14 protein-coding genes and 1 pseudogene are annotated in these 17,901 nt (G+C 69.2%); 5 read left to right on the top strand and 10 right to left on the bottom strand.

The genetic code is table 11. The features are described from left to right. Positions 1–2: 2 nt before the first annotated feature. Positions 3–272 (bottom strand): annotated as a pseudogene (locus ACGFNV_RS16110) (IS5/IS1182 family transposase); the annotation flags it as partial. On the opposite strand from ACGFNV_RS16110, the gene ACGFNV_RS16105 reads away from it, so the two are divergent. Next, positions 231–389, top strand: coding sequence for an aldehyde dehydrogenase family protein (locus ACGFNV_RS16105; RefSeq protein WP_393623326.1), 159 nt, complete (start codon positions 231–233; stop codon positions 387–389). The pseudogene ACGFNV_RS16110 and the gene ACGFNV_RS16105 sit on opposite strands and share 42 nt — an antisense overlap. A gap of 43 nt (positions 390–432) precedes the next feature. Here ACGFNV_RS16105 and ACGFNV_RS16100 read toward each other — a convergent pair whose 3' ends face one another. Then, positions 433–2,886 carry a SpoIIE family protein phosphatase gene (locus tag ACGFNV_RS16100; RefSeq protein ID WP_393622924.1) on the bottom strand — a complete coding sequence of 818 codons (2,454 nt, stop codon included), beginning with the start codon at positions 2,884–2,886 and terminating at the stop codon, positions 433–435. A gap of 843 nt (positions 2,887–3,729) precedes the next feature. Between ACGFNV_RS16100 and ACGFNV_RS16095 the strand changes: the two genes are divergently transcribed. Continuing rightward, positions 3,730–4,347 carry a hypothetical protein gene (locus ACGFNV_RS16095; protein ID WP_393622922.1) on the top strand — a complete coding sequence of 206 codons (618 nt, stop codon included), beginning with the start codon at positions 3,730–3,732 and terminating at the stop codon, positions 4,345–4,347. A 677-nt stretch (positions 4,348–5,024) separates the two neighbouring features. Here the strand turns inward: ACGFNV_RS16095 and ACGFNV_RS16090 are convergent. Beyond that, positions 5,025–6,278 carry an FAD-dependent monooxygenase gene (locus ACGFNV_RS16090; RefSeq protein ID WP_393622920.1) on the bottom strand — a complete coding sequence of 418 codons (1,254 nt, stop codon included), beginning with the start codon at positions 6,276–6,278 and terminating at the stop codon, positions 5,025–5,027. Between the two features lie 14 nt (positions 6,279–6,292). Continuing rightward, positions 6,293–7,150 carry an alpha/beta fold hydrolase gene (locus ACGFNV_RS16085; RefSeq protein WP_393622918.1) on the bottom strand — a complete coding sequence of 286 codons (858 nt, stop codon included), beginning with the start codon at positions 7,148–7,150 and terminating at the stop codon, positions 6,293–6,295. A gap of 77 nt (positions 7,151–7,227) precedes the next feature. Here ACGFNV_RS16085 and ACGFNV_RS16080 point away from each other — a divergent pair, with 77 nt between their 5' ends. Continuing rightward, positions 7,228–8,112: a helix-turn-helix domain-containing protein gene (locus ACGFNV_RS16080; protein WP_393622916.1), complete on the top strand. Its 885-nt coding sequence runs from the start codon at positions 7,228–7,230 to the stop codon at positions 8,110–8,112. 256 nt (positions 8,113–8,368) lie between these two features. Here the strand turns inward: ACGFNV_RS16080 and ACGFNV_RS16075 are convergent, their stop codons facing one another. Then, positions 8,369–8,848, bottom strand: a complete 480-nt coding sequence (locus tag ACGFNV_RS16075; RefSeq protein WP_393622914.1) for a CGNR zinc finger domain-containing protein — start codon at positions 8,846–8,848, stop codon at positions 8,369–8,371. A 104-nt stretch (positions 8,849–8,952) separates the two neighbouring features. Here ACGFNV_RS16075 and ACGFNV_RS16070 point away from each other — a divergent pair, with 104 nt between their 5' ends. Continuing rightward, positions 8,953–9,819 (top strand): alpha/beta fold hydrolase, encoded by an 867-nt coding sequence (locus ACGFNV_RS16070; RefSeq protein ID WP_393622912.1) that lies wholly within the window; start codon positions 8,953–8,955, stop codon positions 9,817–9,819. Here the strand turns inward: ACGFNV_RS16070 and ACGFNV_RS16065 are convergent. The 5 genes from ACGFNV_RS16065 to ACGFNV_RS16045 all read right to left on the bottom strand — a co-directional run bounded on the left by ACGFNV_RS16065 (position 9,783) and on the right by ACGFNV_RS16045 (position 13,807). Continuing rightward, a complete protein-coding gene (locus tag ACGFNV_RS16065) occupies positions 9,783–10,646 on the bottom strand; it encodes an IS5 family transposase (RefSeq protein ID WP_393623324.1) in 864 nt (287 codons plus the stop codon). The genes ACGFNV_RS16070 and ACGFNV_RS16065 overlap by 37 nt on opposite strands. 42 nt (positions 10,647–10,688) lie before the next feature. Then, positions 10,689–12,002: a caspase domain-containing protein gene (locus ACGFNV_RS16060; RefSeq protein ID WP_393622910.1), complete on the bottom strand. Its 1,314-nt coding sequence runs from the start codon at positions 12,000–12,002 to the stop codon at positions 10,689–10,691. Continuing rightward, positions 11,999–12,403 (bottom strand): hypothetical protein, encoded by a 405-nt coding sequence (locus ACGFNV_RS16055; RefSeq protein WP_393622908.1) that lies wholly within the window; start codon positions 12,401–12,403, stop codon positions 11,999–12,001. The genes ACGFNV_RS16060 and ACGFNV_RS16055 overlap by 4 nt, the downstream gene beginning before the upstream one ends. Positions 12,404–12,486: 83 nt before the next feature. Beyond that, complete coding sequence (locus ACGFNV_RS16050) at positions 12,487–13,023, bottom strand: SigE family RNA polymerase sigma factor (RefSeq protein ID WP_393623323.1); 537 nt, start codon at positions 13,021–13,023, stop codon at positions 12,487–12,489. A 253-nt stretch (positions 13,024–13,276) separates the two neighbouring features. After that, positions 13,277–13,807: a peptidoglycan-binding protein gene (locus ACGFNV_RS16045; RefSeq protein ID WP_393622907.1), complete on the bottom strand. Its 531-nt coding sequence runs from the start codon at positions 13,805–13,807 to the stop codon at positions 13,277–13,279. Positions 13,808–14,101: 294 nt separating this feature from the next. Between ACGFNV_RS16045 and ACGFNV_RS16040 the strand changes: the two genes are divergently transcribed. Continuing rightward, the gene (locus ACGFNV_RS16040) at positions 14,102–17,770 is read left to right on the top strand and encodes a hypothetical protein (protein ID WP_393622905.1); all 3,669 of its coding nucleotides are present in this window, start codon (positions 14,102–14,104) and stop codon (positions 17,768–17,770) included. Positions 17,771–17,901: the final 131 nt, after the last annotated feature.

The following is a 17,901-nucleotide window of genomic DNA, read 5'->3' as shown; positions in this document are numbered from 1 at the left end:
CATCACGTCCTGAGCCACGGTCGGATCGCAGCGACGGTGACGGTGCCGTGGAAGACGTAGGCGCGCTTGTCGAACCTCGTGGCCACGGCGCGGGAGTTCTTCAGGGCGTTGATTGTGCGCTCCACTTCGGCTCTGCGCTTGCAGACCGTCTTGTCGAAGCCGGCGGGCCGCCCGCCCTTGCTGCCGCGGCGTTGGCGGTTGGCCCGCTGGTTCTTCGGCTCGGGGACGGTGTGCTTGATCTGCCGTCGCCGCAGGTAGCGGCGATTACGCCGACCGCACCGTTCGGCGGGGTCAAGCAGTCCGGCCTCGGACGCGAGGGCGGCAGCGAGGGACTCGAGGGGTACGAGGAGATCCGCTACTACCACCTCGCTTTGCGTCCGACCGATTGACAGGCCCTCGTGGGGCCTCGCGCGCTGACGCCCGTGACGGACTTCAGTGCCGCTCAGCCCGGGGGAGGGTCTGCGCGCACCAGATCGTCTTGCCATCGGTGGTGTGCCGGGTGCCCCACCCCTGGGTGAGCTGGGCGACGAGCAACAGGCCCCGGCCGCCCTCGTCGAAGGCACGGGCCCGGCGCAGGTGCGGGGCGGTGTTGCTGGCGTCGGAGACCTCGCAGATCAGGGAGGTGTCGCGAATCAGCCGCAGCCTGATGGGCGGCTCGCCGTATCTGATGGCGTTGGTGACCAGCTCGCTGACGACCAGTTCGGTGACGAACGCCGCCTCCTCCAGGCCCCAGGCGTCCACTTGGCCGACGGCGAGCTTCCTGGCGCGCGGCACCTGCGCGGTGTCGGGCTCGACGTCCCAGTCGGCGACGTGGTGGGGATGCAGCGCGTGGGTGCGAACGAGCAGCAGGGCGGCGTCGTCGGTGCGGCGCTGGGGAAGCATGGCGTCCATCACCGTGTCGCACAGGGTCTCCAGCGAGGTGGCCGGGTGGTTCAATGCTCGCTGCAGTTCGGCGGTCCGCTGGTCGACGTCGCGCTCGCGGCTTTCCACCAGTCCGTCGGTGTAGAGGGCGAGCAGGCTGCCCTCCGGCAGTTCGAGCTCGGTGGCTTCGAAAGGCAGCCCACCGATGCCGAGCGGCGGTCCCGGATGCACGGGTACCGGGGTCCGGGTGCCGTCCTGGGAGATGATCAGAGGCAGGGGATGGCCGGCGCTCGCCAGCGTGAGGTGCCGGGAGACCGGGTCGTAGACGGTGTAAAGGCAGGTCGCCCCGGACTCGCCGGTCGGCTGGAAGTCGCCGGTGGACCGGAGGTCGCCGGCGAGGTGGAGGACCAGGTCGTCCAGGTGGGTCAGCAGTTCGTCCGGTGGCAGATCGACGTCGGCGAGGGTGCGCACCGCCGTGCGCAGTCTGCCCATGCTGGCCGAGGCGTGCAGGCCGTGACCGACGACGTCGCCGACGACCAGGGCGACCCGGGCGCCGGACAGCGGAATGACGTCGAACCAGTCACCGCCCACTTCCGTACCGTGCCCGCCGGGCAGGTAGCGGGAGGCCACCTCGACCGCCTCCTGGACCGGCAGCCCTTGCGGCAGCAGGGCGCGTTGCAGGGTCAGCGCGGTGGTGCGCTCGCGCGAGTACCGGCGGGCGTTGTCGATGGCGACGGCTGCCTTGGCGGTCAGCTCCTCGGCGAGGATCAAGTCGTCGGCGGTGAACGCCTCGGGCCGGTCGACGCGGGAGAAGGCGACGACGCCGAGCAGCGCGCCGCGCGCCCGGAGGGGCACGGTGATACGGCCGGTCAGCCCGTCCTCGGCGATGGACTCGTCGATCACCGGGTTGCCCGGTGGCCAGTGGGCCGGGTCGGCGGCTAGTCCGGGCCCGAACGCCCACTCGCCGCCCTGGCCGGGCCCGGCGGAGAGCTCAACCGTGGACCTGCCGGCGGCCATGCAGCGGGCGGCGACGGAGCCGGGCGCGTGCGTGACCGCTGTCGTGGCCGTCGGCGCCTGGCCGGCGTCCGCCTTCGTGCTGTGCTGGGCGGCACGGGTGAGCCTGATGGTCTCGCCGGGCGCGAACGGAAAACCTGAGGGCGGTTCCTCTCCGCGCAGCACCTCGTCGAAGAGGTCCACGCTGACGAGGTCGACGAATCCCGGCACCGGAGTCGTGGCCAGTTCCTGGGCGGTGCCGATCACGTCGAGGGTCCGGCCGATGCCGCCGCTGGCCTGGTTGAGGATGAGCAGGCGTTGCCGAGCCCAGTACTCGGCGCTCATGTCGAATCCCCAGTTGGCGATCGCGCGGACCCTGCCCTCGGCATCCCGGACGGGCCAGATGCTGGTGGCCCAGGCGTTGGCGTAGTCGCTGCCGCGCGGGCGGAAGACGGTGATGAGACGCGTGGGCTCGCCCGTCCTCGCCACTTGGGCGACCGCGTCGGTGTAGGGCTTGTCGTCCCTTTCGGGGAACAGCGTACGGTCGGTTTCGGGAAGCACCTCGCGGTACTTTCTGCCGAGCACTTGCTCCTCGGAGTGCGCGATCACCCGGCCCGAGGAGGCGTTGATCCACAAGAACCGCAGCTCGGGGTCGTAGACGCCCAGAGCGAAGGGACACTGCTCGAAGGCCCGGTCGGCGATCACCGGACGGCGTCCCCAACGCTGGATGGTCACCACGTGGCCCAGCACCCGCTCGTCGGGGCCGTGCAGCGGGTGGGCCGTCACCACGGCGTCCACAGTGGAACCGTCCCGGTGGCGCAGGGGGATGAACCCCGTCGGGTCGGGGCCGACGCCGTAGCCCTCGGGGAAGCGTGGCGGCGGGGGATCGACCAGCAGGTCGGTCACGGGGCGTCCGACGGTGTCCTCCGCCGTCCAGCCCAGCAGCAGACGGCCCCCCTCGCTCCAGCCGCTCACCATTCCGTCCGGGCCCACCATGACAGCGGCAGTGGGGGCATCCTGCTTGTCGGCCATCTCCACGTACCACGCCTCCGTCCGGATTGCCGTGCCCGTCGGGCCTGGTTTCCAGCGGTTGCCTCCAGCGTAGATCGGCCCCCGCTCCACGGCGCTCCGGCCGGTGCGCTTTCGGGGTGCCAGGTGCCGGGCCTCGAAGAACCGGGCCGACCCGTCCGTGAACGGGTGGCGCGCCGCTCGACAGGGTCCAGCTCGCCCGGCCGCCGGTCAGGACGGCGGCCGCCGATTGAGACCATGATCGCGCGCAGCAGTCCCGCATGGTTCGGTGCTGATCTTCGGAGGGGCAATGGCGGCAAAGTCGCAGGTCGTAGCCCTGATTGGACCGTATCCGGCCAGGTCGGCCGGGGTGGCCTGGTGGACATCCAGGCTGGTGACGGCGTAGACGGGCTCGCGTGACTGTTTGCGCCCGGTCTCCTGGCGGCGGCGGTGCACCCGCAGCGCCTGCCGGCCGTAGGGAAGGCCAGCCCGTTCCGGCGCGCGGACCATCGAGGAGATCGCCGAGTGGGGCCAGCGCGCCGCCGTCGGCCTGCTGGCACGGATGGGGGTGCGCCGCCACCAGGCGCGGCTGCCCCCTGGCCCCACCTTCGGGAGTACTGGGCCCAGCCCTACGGCGCGATACGCCGTTCGCGTTGAACGCGGCGTGGGTGAGGGGCATGAGCCGCGCCCGCCCCGCTTGCTCGGGGCGGAACGGGGACGCCACACGGGCCGCCCGCCCGCACTACCGCCCGCCCCGTCCGCACTACCGCGCGCCCAGGCGGTGCGTTGGCCACCGAGTGCGGCCCCGGCCATTCTGGCGGTGTACGGAGTGGGCTCCCGGGGGGGGCACCGCGCAGAGGAGGAGCGATGGGCGGGGACGCGAACAAGAACACGCACGGGAACGCGCCGGTGCACAGGCGCTCCCTGCTCGTGGGCGCGCTGGCGCTGGCGTCCGGGGCAGTGTTGGGCGGTGCGACGGCCGCGTTCGCCGGGACGAATTCGGCTTTCCGCTGGTGCCGGCGCTGCCAGGGAATGTGGCGCGCGGGCGCGGGTGACAACGGTCACTGCCCGGTGCATCACTGGTGGGACCACAGCCATTACGTTGACGGCAGCGGGGTGTACTGGTTCGTTGACCAGTGGGGCGACTACAACCACGACCGAAGCACCAACGGCTACCTCGGCATGAAGTGGTGCCAGACCTGCAAGGCGGCGTACTTCACGACCCCCGGGCCCACCTTGTGTCCCAACAACTCCAAGGGCCACACCCCGTCGTCCGAGACGTACTACGTGGAGGATCCCCGGGACTTCAACCCCAAGTATCCGCACCAGGCGGGATGGCGGGTCTGCCAAGACTGCTTCGTGTACTTCTTCATCGGCAATGGGCTGAGCAATACCCACTGTGCGACCGGCCGTTGGCACGTGCCGTTGACGGTGAACCTCCGGGAGGTGGAGATGCTGCCCCGGCACGGGAACCCTCCTTTCTGAAGACTGGCTCGGCTCCACCTCGCAGCCATCCTCACTGGGCAGCAAGGTGATCCGAAAGACGCGCCCCAGCGCGACCCTGAAGCCCCCGGCCCGCCAGGCCGGGGTTTCGCCGTTCACCGGCGTTCGTCAAGGCGCCCGTCGCGGCCCGGTACGCCCGCAGAGCACGTCCATGCTCGCGATCTGCCGACCGCGGGCAAGTTCGTCGTGGTGTCGTTGCGGGTGCGTCGGTTCGGCTGCGAGGAGGAATCCTGCGAGCGCAAGACCTTCGTACGAGCAAGTACCCGGCCTCACCCGCGGGTTCGGACGACGGACCGAGCGGCTGCGGTCGACGCTGGTGTCGGTCGGCCTTGTGCTCGCGGGCCGAGCCGGCGCCCGGACGACGAACGCCGTCAGGGTTCCGGTCAGCCGCAACACCCTACTGAGGCTGATCGCCTCGGTTCCGGACTCCGCCACCACAACACCCCGCGTGGTCGGAGATGGAACAACGCGACCGCATCCGCCTTGAACTCGGTGGCGTAGTGCTCCATGACCACGAGATGTCCGTTCTCAGATCCTCAAGATCCACGTCTCAAGTGTCCAAGGTCCGGGGACAAGGCCCCGTCAGGACCGCATCTTGGACGAGGCATTCGACAAGCCCGATCCGCTGCACCTGATGCGGCTGTTCGCATCAGCACTCCTCACTCCGCCCCGAGACCGCCTCCGGGGTCGCCCCGGCCTCCTGATACGGCGGGCGACGGCGGGTAGTCGTCGACACTCACGGAGTTGTACAGGCGGGCACTCTTGGTGGTGAGGCGAACGAGGGCGCGGCTGGGGCCCGTGGGCAGGGCGGAGATCAGGCGAGCGCCCTGGGCCAGTCCCCACACACCGAGGTGGGACGTGGGGATCAAGGTCTTCGCCGCACTCAGCGCGACCGCGCGGCTACCGTGCACGTGCGTCGCCATCACGCGCTCGTAGGCGGGGAAGGCACGCTCGTGGTCGCCGCCCGCCCGTGCCAGTTCTCCGGCGAGGACGTACGCGCCGACGACGGCCAGGGTGGTGCTGCCGCCGACGGCCGGACCGGGACAGTAGCCCGCGTCGCCGACGAGTGTCACTTTTCCCTGCGACCAGGTGTCCATACGGAGCTGGGCGATCGAGTCGAAGTAGAACGCCGGGGTGCGGTCGAGTTCGTCCAGCCAGCGGTCCACGTGGGCGTGCATGCCGGCGAACGCACCGCGCAGCAGGTCCTTCTGCCGGGGTACGTCGTGGTGGTGGTAGTCGAGTTCGCGCTCGCTCCGGAACAGGAACAACGCCCGCGCGTCGCCAATGTGCCGCGCGCCGTACATGCCGGCGGTGCGGCCGACTCCGACGTGGATGAGGAGCTCGCCGTCGAGGTCGGAGACGTTCGGCAGGGTCAGTACCCCGAGGTAGGCCCCGATGAAGGCGTTGAAACGGGACTCCTCGTCGAAGACGAGGCGGCGCACGTTGGAGTGCAGCCCGTCCGCGCCGACGACGAGGTCGAAGCGGCGCGGCGGGGCGTTTTCGAACCGCACTTCGCCGTCGGGCGAGATCGCGGTGATCGAGTCGCCGAAGACGTACTCCACGTCGTCGCGTGCGGCCTCGTAGTAGATCTCGCTCAGGTCGTCGCGCATGATCTCGACGTGACGGTCGGAGGTGGCACCGAAGATCTTGGAGAGGTCCGCCCGGACGGGACGCCGTGAGCCCTCCCGGTAGACGGTCATCCGGTTCGTGCCGGTGGCCCGCTCCTCGACACGCGGGAGCACGCCCATCTTCTCCGAGATGTTCATCGCGGGCCGGAACAGGTCGACCGCGTGGCCGCCGGTCTTGCGCAGCGCCGGCGCGCGCTCGACGACGGTGACGGAGAAGCCGTGTCTGGTGAGCCAGTAGGCCAGCACCGGACCGGCGATGCTGGCGCCGGAGACGAGAATCCGCATGGCACCCCTTCTTTTCATTCAGTCCACCCGGCGTGGATCGCGGTGAAGGCCAGCAGAGAGGTGGCAGTCCGCGGGGGATCCTCGAGCAGGGGCGAGTGCCCGAGACCGGGTAGCAACTCGACCCTTGCGCCCGGAACGGCGCGGTAGTCGGAGGCGGATGAGGATCGCCATCTGCGGTCGTCCTCGCCGAAGATCACCAGTAGCGGCTTACCCACCCCCGTCAGCCGATCCGGCAGCGGCCGCTGCTCCAGGTAGGAGCGGGTGGCCCGCATCGACGTGGTGAGCGAGTGGTGGGTCATACCGCGCACGTCGTCCAGGAGCTCTTCTGGGATCTTGTAGCCCGCGCGGCTGAAACCCGTGCTCGCGAACCGCCGGAGCTGCTCGTCGATCGGCGGCCACTGCGAGGGGCCGATTGCGGCGGACTCCGTTGCGATGAAGGCGTCCAGGCTGGGTCCGGTGTTGATGAGCGCGAGCGCGGTCACCAGGTCGGGCCGCTGTTCGGCGAGGGCGGTGGCGACGACGCCGCCGCTGGAATGACCGACGACTACGGCGGGCTCGACGCCGAGCCGGTCCAGTACGGCTCCGGCCCGGTGTGCCTGGTCCGGGATCGCGTAGCTGCGGTCGGCCGGTTTGGCCGACCGGCCGTGCCCGAGCAGGTCGATCCGGATGACGCGGTGAGATCCGGTCAGCAGCGGAACCAACGGGCCCCACGAGCGGGTCGAGGATGCGGACCCGTGGATGAGCAGGAGTGCGGGGGCGTCGCGGGGGCCGTCCTGGCACACATAGATGTCGCCGTCGTCCAGCGACAGGGTTGAACTCTCGGTGGCCTCGACCCCGCCGTTCACGTGCGGTCCGTCGTCAGAAACAGTCATGAGCCCACTGTCACCGCTGGTCCCCGTCGGCGGATTGGACAAATGTTCCCCTCAGCCGGCTCACGTAGCATGGGGTGGTGCAAACATTCATGCACGGTGCGGCTGTGTGGGACGTCGCATGCCCGCAGCGGCCCAGCCGGGTGGCCGGCCTCACCATGGCCGGGTTCCGTGTCCGTGAACTGGACGCGCTTCGGATGGTCCCGCACCCGGCCGTGACGCTGCTCCTGGAGTTCGGCGCCGGCTCGCCCGTCCTTGAGTGTGCCCCAGGGCGGCAGCAGCGGGGAAGCATCGTCGCTGGGCCCGGGCTCGGGTCCGGAGGCGCGGTCCGGGCACGGGGAGAGAGCGTCGAATGCGTGCAGGTGCGCCTGTCCCCGGTGATCGCACGCGCGATTCTGGGCGCCTCCCCCGCCGACTTCGACGGCGCCGTGTCGCTCGGCGACCTGTGGGGCCGGGAGGCGTCCCGGATCCGCGAGCAACTCGGCGATGTCTTGTCCTGGCAGGAGCGCTTCGCGTTCACAGAGGCACTGCTCGCCCGACGACATGAGGCGGGGCCGCCGGTGGACCCGGAGGTGGCCTGGGCCTGGCACCAGATCGTCGTCAGCCGTGGCCTGACCCGGGTCGACGGACTCGCGAGCGAGGTCGGATGGAGTCGTAAGCGGCTGTGGTCCCGGTTCCGGTCGCAGCTGGGCCTGCCGCCCAAACGCGCCGTGAAGCTGGTCCGCTTCGACCATGCCGCCCACCGCCTGGTCGCGGGTGAAGGCGCGGCCAAAGTCGCGGCCGACACGGGCTACGCCGACCAGTCCCACCTGCATCGGGACGTCATGGCGTTCACCGGGGCAACCCCCGCGACCGTGGCTGGCGAGCCGTTTCTCGCTGTTGACGACATCGCATGGCCCAGCCGTGGAACAACCGCCTTCTTCACCTCTTCACGGAACTCGGGTTCGGTCGCCGGCCGGAGGTGAGACAGCCACCGCGTTCGAGCGGGGAAGTCGACGCCGTTTGTGGGGAATTACGGGCTCTGGCGCTGCTCTACGGCGCATCAGCCCGACGTCGAGCAGGTCATCGGTCGCGCGCCCCGTACCTTTGCCGACTGGGCTCAGCGCTACATCGCCGCGTTCCGATGAGCTTGATCTTCAACGTCCCGTGTCGCATGGTGCATCGAACTTGATCGTTCGCGTGTCGACTTGTGGGGGACGTGTGTTGGCGCGCGGGACGGGGTCAGCGGGTGCGTTCGTAGTGGCGGCGTGCTTTTTCGCGGTTGCCGCAGACAGCCATTGAGCACCAGCGGGCGCGGTTGGCGCGGCTGCGGTCGAGCAGGAACAGCTGGCACTCGTCGTTGGCGCAGGGGCGGAGTCGGCCGGGTAGCCGCTCCTCGGTGGCGGCCCAGGCGAGGACCACCTCGACGGCCAACCGGGCGTGTGGGGGCGTCTTGACTGTCCACTGAAGACCATCCGAAGTGATCTCCGGGATCTGGTGGACCCCTTCGAGCAGCGGGCTCAGCACGGCGGGCGAGCGTTCTCCGCGCACTACGTCTCGCAGGGCGTCCCGTGCCTCGCGCAGCAGCGCCAGTTCCGCGAGAGTGCCGTCGCCGCCGTGCTCCCGTGCCCAGCGCCTGCCGCTGGCCGGGTCGCCGAGCGCGTCCTGTTCCTCGCCGTTGACCAGTGGCCTGCTGTTGAGCAGGTCCAGCAGCACGTCCATCGGGTGCCCTCCCCTCTAACCAGATTGAATCCTTTGACAGGTTAGCTCACTACATGCTTGCATGGCGAGGAACTAACCGGATCAAACATTTGAAGGGGTTAGAAATGAGCTCGGTGCACCACCGGACCGCCACCGTCGACGGCCACGAGATCTTCTACCGCGAAGCCGGCCCCGCCGACGCCCCCGCGATCGTCCTGCTGCACGGCTACCCGACCAGCTCGTTCATGTTCCGCGAACTCATCCCGCTGCTGGCCGACGATTACCACGTCATCGCGCCGGACCACCTCGGCTTCGGCCACTCCGCCGCCCCCCTCGTGGGGGAGTTCACCTACACCTTCGACGCCCTCGCCGAACTCACCTCCGGACTGCTCGACCAGTTGGGCCTGGACCGCTTCGCCCTCTACGTCCAGGACTACGGCGCCCCCATCGGATGGCGCCTCGCGCTCAGGCACCCCGAACGGATCTCCGCCCTCGTCACCCAGAACGGCAACGGCTACGAGGACGGTTTTGTCGAGTCGTTCTGGACCGACGTCTGGGCCTACGGGGCGAACCCCGGCCCCGACACCGAACCCGCCGCCCGCGCCGCGCTGGGCATCGACGCCATCCGCTGGCAGTACCTGCACGGCGTGCCCGACCCGAGCCTGGTCAGCCCGGACACCTGGGAGCACGACTTCGCCCTCGTCTCCCGCGAGGGCAACGACGAGGTCCAGCTGGCGCTGTTCCGCGACTACCAGAACAACCGCCCGCTCTACCCGCTGCTGCACGAGTTCCTGCGCACCAGCGAGGTCCCGGTGCTCGCTGTGTGGGGCCGCAACGACGAAATCTTCGGCCCGGCCGGCGCGCAGGCCTTCGCCTGCGACGCCAAGGACGCCGAGGTGCACCTGATCAACGGGGGTCACTTCCTGCTGGAGAGTCACCTGGACGTCGTCACGGGTTACCTGCGCGGGTTCCTCGGGCGGGTGCTGGGCTGACAACGGCTAACACGATGAGGTGGATCGCTGCTGCTTGCCATGTCCGGGGCGGGAGTTGAGCGTTCGCCCCGGTGTGGGGACAGGAAGTGCTCGGCTTTGCGCTCGTAGCGGCGGTGCAGTCGGCGACCTCTGGCGAGCCAGGACATCGTGCGTTCTATGGTCCAACGGTGACGGCCCAGGCGGGTCGAGGACTCGACGCCCTTGCGTGCGATGCGGTGTCTGATGCCGCGCCCGCGTAACCATCTCCGCAGGTGGTCGTAGTCGTATCCCTTGTCGGCAGGGAGTTTTCCCGGTCTGCGTCGCCGGCGTCCGCGCCGGGAGCGGATCGGCGGTATGCCCTTCACCGGCGGGATCAGCGCCTGGCTGTCGTGCAGGTTCGCTCCGGAAATCCCGGCGGACAGGGGCAGACCGGTCCGTTCGGTGATCAGGTGGATCTTCGAACCGTACTTGCCCCGGTCGACAGGATTCGGTCCTGTCAGCTCCCCCCTTTTCAGGGCCCGCATGTTCACCGAGTCGATCGCGCAACGAGACCAGTCCAGCTCGCCGCGGGCGCCGAGCTCGTCGAGGACCAGGCGATGCAGCTTGGCCCACACCCTGGCCTTCGTCCACTCGGCAAAGCGCCGATGCGCGGTCGCCCCCGACGGGCCGAACGAAGCGGAAGGCAACTGCTGCCACGTGCAGCCCGACGTGGCCACGAACACGATCGCAGCCAGCACCTCCGGGTCGCCGTGCCGACGCCGGCCGCCGCCTTGCGGTCGCGACGGAGCTTCCGGGACCACCCGCTGGAACAGTTCCCACAGCTCATCCGGTACCAGCCGCTCAACGATCGAGACCACGACCGAAGCCTACCGGCCAAATGAGACAACGTCTCAGCGCAGCCGTGGGTCCATCTCCAGTAGCTGTTGGTCGGTGCGGTAGATGCCGCCGGCGAAGCGTTCGATCGCCGAGCGCAGACGCATGGGGTCGGCTCCGTAGGTGCCCAGCATGCCCGCGATGACGTAGCGCCGGTCCGGGAGACGTTGATTGAGCCTCTTGTGGAACCCTGGCGGGCGCGGTGCGTCGGCCTTCAGGCGCACGATGAGCACATTGGAGACCAGTACAGTCCCCGGCGCCCTGCGCAGCACGCCCACGCACTCAACGTCCCTCCACGGCACATGAGCTGAATGCGTCCCATGCTCGGTGCCCAGCCCGTCCCCGTTGACGACAAGGTCGTAGTGGACATCTCCTCGAAGCAAGAGCAGGAGGAGGAACAGACCGAGGAACAGGGCTACACCGGCAGCGGCAATCAAGGTCTCGCGCCACCCACCGAACAGCCCCGCCACCGCAAAAGGGACAGCAATCATCAGGACGGTCTGGATGAGGTCACGGCGGCTCCTGGCCGGCGGGACAGGCGGCGCCTTACGGAAACGGATTTCTCCCTCGCTTCCGGTCTGTGGCCCTGCGTCCGGCTGGACGGGGCCGCGGACGAGGGCGAGGTCCCCGGCGGCGTTGACGGAGCGCCGCTGCGGCCGCGGCAGCCCCGCCCCCTGCAGCAAACTGTCGATGTGCTGGTGGATGCCGTCCAGGGTGAGCGGCTCCGACTGGTTCAACGCATCCAGCAGGGCGGCGGTGAAGGCGGTGTGACGCTGCCCGGGCGGCGCGTGGGAGGGCGCGGTGGCCGTGGTGGAGGTGAGGGTGTAGGTGCCGCTCACGTCGAGTTGGGCCGACAACAGGCTGCCCGATTCGGCCATGGCTGCCACCGCGCGGCCGGAGAAGCAGCAGTCCAGCACCAGGACCCGCAGGCGTGCCCGGGCCCGGCCGAGGTAGCGCTTGACCAGGTCGGCCGGGACGCCGGTGAAGCCGACATGTCCGGGGTCCGTGGAGGACAGCGCGAGGTGGAGTAGCCCGTCCTCGTCCAGCAGACCGTGTCCGGTGTAGTAGACGAGCAGCAGGTCCTCGGCCTCGCGTGCGGCTTGGGCAAGTGCCATGCCGACGCTGCGGTGATCGGCCGGATCGGCCAGCACCCGGCAGTGTTCCGGAGGCAGGATGCCGTGTGTCTGATCCGTGAGCGCGGAGCGAAGGTCCGCGAGGTTGGACTTCACGGCGGGAATCGCGGGCAGATCGATGTCGTCAAAGTCGCTGCACCCGATGAGGACCACCCGGGAAGCGGCACCGTCGGGGAAGCGCGGCGCGCTCTGCCTCATTCCTCCCCGCCCTCCAGCAGCTGCCCGACCGCACCGATCACCGCCTGCGGATCGCTTGTCCGGCGGACCTCCACGGTGATCTCCCGCCCATCACCGCGGCTCACGTGCACGGTGACGTCTGCACGGCGTTGCACCAGCCAGGTCGACAAGGACCGGGCCAGCACGGCTCCGGCTCCGCCGGAGCCCAGCGCCACCGCCAGCACGTCCAGCGCGGCGCCCATCTGCCCCGGGTGCGGCGTCCGGGCCAGCAGCTCCACCCGGCCCCGCAGAGCCTCTTCCGCAGCCAGCCAATCCCGCAGCGACACCAGATGCTTCTCTGCCTCCACACCCGGCTCGGCGGACACCCGCACCCTCAAGGTGCAGCGTGCAGACGGCGTTTCACTGTCCTCGCATTTCTCCATGGGGCCATCGTGCCAACAACAGCGACTGAACACCCCGGACACCTCATATCCGTTGGCGCCAGGGATACGGTGCGACCCGCGCATCAGCGTGCCCCGCGGCCAGCCGCTGGGCATCCACGGCCGACGGCTGACGCCGAAGCATAGTCGGGGTCGCGGCGCTGCAACTCCTCACGGAGCCGCGCGAGCGCACGGTGCAGAGTGCTCTTGACCGTTCCAGGCGACATGCAGAGGGCGGCGGCCGTCTCCTCTGTGGTCATCTGCTCCCAGTGCCGCAGCACCACGACACTGCGTTGTTGGGGCGCCAGCACACGCATGATGTCCAGCAACAGCGCGCGGTGGGCGTGCTGCTCGGCACAGTCCCCGACGGGCGCGTCCGGAAACCGCTCGATGGGGAGCTCCTGCAGCTTCTGGGCCCGCCACCACTCCGTGCGAGTGTTGATCATGACGCGGCGAACATAGGCGTCCGCGAGCTGCTTGTCCACTATGTCATCCCAGCGACCATACGTTCGCAACAGCGCGGTCTGCAGCAGATCCTGAGCGTCCAGCGGATCGGGGACCAGACGCCGGGCCCTGCGCAGCAGAGCGTCATGCCGCGTACGCACGTACTCATCGAAGTCCAGCGTCGGGTCAGGGTGTGTACGCGCATGCACGGTTGGTCGCCTTTCGTGGATGGCCGTGAACGGCAGGAGAACCGCGGCGCGGCCGATGCATACCCCCGTAAGACATCGGCCGCGCGTCGTGCGGTTTGCCGGAGAGGAACTCGTCGCCCGGATCGCGGTGTCCTCTGCATCAGCGAGCGAGGCTCAGAGCGGCACATGCCGGCCTGTCACCCCTCGCGCGGCCGCTAGGCCGCACGAGGGGGGCGGGCAGGGTTCAGCTGCAGGTCCGGTAGTCGTAGCCGGCGATCCGGCCGTTGCCGTCACCGTCGTAGAAGTGATACCGGCCTTGGTCGTCTCGGCTGACGCTGATCGCATGGGCGGTGCCGATGTACGTGTCGACGGCCCCGTCGCCATCTGTGTCCCGCAGCCAGTCGCCCGCCTTTCCGAAGGTCTCCTTTCCGACCACCCCGTCGGGGCTGGCCTCCCAGTCGCTCTGCCACGCCTTGGTTGCGGCCTTGGTCTGGGAGCCGAAGACGCCGTCGATGTCCGAGGCGGAGGTGAGGTTGCCGTCCGCCCAGAGGATCTTCTGCCACAGGCAGGTGGCGTTGGAGGTCGTGTTGGTGCCCGTCGACAGGACGCCCTCGTCGTCCCAGTCGTTCGAGAAGGCACCGGCGCCGTAGACGTAGGCCTGACCGCTGTAGGTACCGCTTGCGGAGGCCGGGGAGGCGCTCAGCGCCAAGGTTGCGGCGGTCAACGCGCCGATCGAGCATGCGATCAGCTTGGCCCGCGTCATATGTGAAGTCACAGTGCTGCTCCTTTGACGTGATTCCGGATGCCTCGAACGTCGCGGCGACGAGCAGGGCCGGCGCCGCGCTGCTCGCTGCGAGGCCTTTCGTCATCGAGTTCAGCGGGACGGGAATTGAATGGGCAGCCATCTCTGCCGCCCTGATCAATGGCGCCATTGCAGGTCACGCCCCCGGCTCTACGGCGGTGGCCAAAGCAGGCGCCTGCTGTTTGCTCTTCCGCCGCGAACGTGCGTAGCGTGCGGGCGATCGCGCCGCGTCCACGGGGGAAGCGGGACGGGGGAGGTGAGTCGTCCATGGCGGGACGACCGGAAAGCCCATTGGATCCAAACGCCGGGCCGGTTCAGCGGTTTGCTGCCGAATTACGCAAACTCCGGGCGCAGGCCGGGAGTCCGACGTACCGGGTGATGGCGCGGGGCACGGGGCACGGGGCGAGCACGCTCTCGCAGGCGGCCGGGGGTGAGCGGCTGCCGACCCTGCCGGTTGTCCTGGCCTACGTCCAGGTCTGCGGTGGGGACCTGGAGGAGTGGGAGGCGCGGTGGCGTGAGGCGGCTGCGGAGGCGGCGGCCGAGCCGCGTACCGAGAGTGAGGATGCTGCGCCACCGTATCGAGGACTGGCCCGCTTCGAGCCCGGCGACGCCGACCTGTTCTTCGGTCGGGACCAGCTCACCGACCGCCTGCTCGAGCTGACCCGCTCTCGCCGGTTCACGGCGGTGTTCGGTCCCTCGGGCAGCGGAAAGTCCTCCCTGCTGCGGGCCGGCCTCATCCCCCGCCTGCGCACCGAGAGCCAGTCCGGTCCGCAGCCGGCCGCATTACGCGTCCTCACTCCCGGCGAACACCCGATGCGCATACACGAGCAACGGCTGACGCCGAAGGACGCCGACGGCGACACATGGTTGATCGTCGACCAGTTCGAAGAGCTCTACACCCTCTGCCACGACCCGGCCGAACGCGACCAGTTCATCGACCGCCTCCTGACCGCTACCGATCCCGGGAGCAGACTGCGCGTCGTCATCGCCGTACGCGCCGACTTCCTCGGCCGGTGCGCCGAACACCCTGACCTGACCGCCGCCCTGCAGGACGGCACCGTACTTGTCGGCCCCATGAGCGGGGACGAAGTACGCCAGGCCATCGTCAAACCCGCACAGGCCGCCGGGCTGATCGTGGAACGCGGACTGACGACGCGCATTCTCAACAAGGTCGAAGGGGAACCCGGGGCCCTGCCGCTGATGTCGCATGCACTGCTGGAGACCTGGCGTCGTCGCAAAGGCCGCGCCCTCACCCCGGAGGCATACGAGGCCGCTGGCGGCCTGCACGGCGCCATCACCCGCACCGCCGAAGACGTCCACGCGAGCCTCACCCCGACGCAGGCCGATCTCGCCCGCCGCGTTCTGTTGCGGCTGATCACGCCTGGTGCCGGAACCCCGGACACCCGTCGGCCCGCCCAGCGCGAGGAGTTCGACTTCGGTGATTCCGCCGACACCGCGATCGTCCTGAACCGTCTGGCCCGGGCGCGCCTGGTCACACTCGACGAGAACACGGTCGACATCGCCCATGAAGCCCTCATCACCGGGTGGCCGCGACTGCGGCAGTGGATCGACGAAGCCCGTGAGCGCCTGCGCCTGCACCGACAACTCACCGAAGCCGCACGGGCCTGGGACAGCCTCAGCCGCGACCCCGGCGCGCTCTATCGCGGCACACGTCTTGCGGTGGTGGCGGAAGCCTTCACCGACCCTGGCGACCTGACCGCCCTGGAAAGGGCCTTCTTGGCGGCGAGCCTGGACGCACGCCGTCAGGAACAGCGAGCGGCCACCCGTACCACCCGGCGGCTGCGTGCCCTCAGCGCCGCCCTGGCCGTCCTGGTACTGCTCGCCTCCGTAGCCTCTGTCACGGCCTTCGATCAACGTTCCACGGCCCGGAGTCAACGGGACATCGCCGTGTTCCGGCAACTCACCGCCGAGGCAGCCGAGTTACGCGGCGTAGACACGTCGAACAAGAATCAGAACGTGTCCGTCGCGGCCCAGCTGGACATCGCCGCCTACCGCATGCATCCGTCGCCGCAGGCCTACACGGACCTGGTGAACGCCACGGCCACTCCGCTGTTCTCCACCATCGCCAAGTTGGGCCACCATGGACGTGCGGCCGCGGCGGCCACGCTGAGCCCGGACGGTCACACCCTCGCGACCACGGCGGGCGACGACACGATCCAGCTGTGGGATGCCACCGTTCCCACTGACCCCAACCGTATCGGCCGTCCCATCAGCGCTTTCGAGATGGTGTTCAGCCCGCGCGGGCACGTGCTCGCCACCATCGCCGCGAGCTCGGGGACGAGTGCCAAGGATGTGCTTCGTCTGTGGGACACCACGCACCCGGAGGCCGTGACGCCTATCAGTGCCCCTGTGCTCGTCAGCAGTGCCAACCTGCTGGCCTTCAGCTCCGACGGGCGGACGCTGGCCGTCACCACCGAGCTCGGTCAAGTCCAGCTGTGGGACACCAGCCGCCCGGCACACCCCGGCCGCCTCGGCAGCCCATTGCCCGGTGACGAGGCGGCCTTCGCACCCACCGGCCACCTTCTGGCGATCACCAGCTACGAGACGGGCAGAGTTCAGCTGTGGAACGTCACTGGTCCAGCCCATCCCACGCGCCTCGGAAAGTCACTGCCTGGTACGGAGATGGTGTTCAGCCCTCGTGGACACCTGCTCGCCACCTCGACCGTCGCCAATCAAGACTTCGGCGGCAGCATCCAGTTGTGGGACACCTCCGAGCCGGACAACCCCAAGCATCTCGGCAGTGCTCTCCAAATCCCCCACGACGACGTCTTTGCGATGGCCTTCAGCCCCGACGGCCATGTCCTCGCCACCGCACAGAACGACACGGTCCGCATGTGGAATGTCACCAACGCCGACGGCCCGGTCGCCGTGGGAAAGCCGCTTGGCCAAGCAGAAGCTGGCGCACTGGTTTTCAGTCCCGATGGACACACCTTGATCACTGCCGCCGACACAGTCCGTGTCTGGGCTCTTCCCCCTACGTTCCTGACAAACCACGGAGACCCCGTCAAGGCGGTATCGCTAAGCCCTGACGATGCCACTCTGGCCACGGCAAGCTACTCCGAACCAGTCGACGTCGACGCCGGCACCGCCGGGGTCCTGCTGTGGGACGTCACCGATCCCGCACGCCCACGACGCCTCGGCGGCGGACTGCTCGGAGGCACCGCGGCGTTCAGGCCTCGCGGTCGGGTCCTCGCCACGGCCGGTGGTGGCCTGGTCTTGTTGTGGGACACCAGTGATCCCGCGCACCCCAAGCGCCTGGGTCCTCCTCTGAGCGTGGCGGGGCCGTGGATCTCGGCGGTGGCCTTCAGCCCTGACGGGCACACGCTCGCCGCCGCCGTCGAGCAGACCCAGATCTACCTGTGGGACACCAGTAACCCCGCCCAGCCCAAGCGACTGGGTAAACCTCTCACCAACACCACTGACGGCTTCACCGACGTGGCTTTCAGCGCCGACGGCCGCATGCTCGTCGGCACGAATCACGAGTACAAGGGCTCGTTCTGGGATGTCAGCGATCCCGCATACCCCAAGAAGCTGCGCCAAGGCGGCATCGGCCTCGGCCTGCTTTTCGACGACGGTGCGAACTCCTTCGGCGGAGTGGCGTTCGGCCCTGACGGTCACACCCTCGCCACAGCCGGCGACGATGAGGACGTCCGGCTGTGGGACCTGACCGGCAGCGGCCGACCGACGCTCCTCGGGAGCCCGCTCACGGAGCATTCCGAGCCCGTGTCCGCCGTCGCTTTCAGCGCCGACGGGCTTTTCCTCGCCACAGGTAGCCAGGATGGCACGGCCCGGCTCTGGGAGCTGAACCCCGACCGGGCCATCAGACGCATCTGCGCTGTCACGAAACACACCCTCACGGAGAAGGAGTGGCGGCAGTACGTCGGGGACTTCGCCTACGGGCCGCCGTGCCCGTGAAGAGGTGATGGAGGTCGAGTCGAGGTCGAAATTCTCATTCCACTGGACTGGTCTCGACCTGGAGCGGGCTCGCACTCACGCCTCGACCAGCTATGGATCAACTCCGAGGGGCTGTCGGTGACAGCCGCTGC

It is taken from the genome of Streptomyces sp. NPDC048751, assembly GCF_043198595.1.
Lineage (GTDB): Bacteria > Actinomycetota > Actinomycetes > Streptomycetales > Streptomycetaceae > Streptomyces.
The sequence above is the reverse complement of the archived record's forward strand: the minus strand, read 5'-3'. Positions and strand labels throughout refer to the sequence as shown.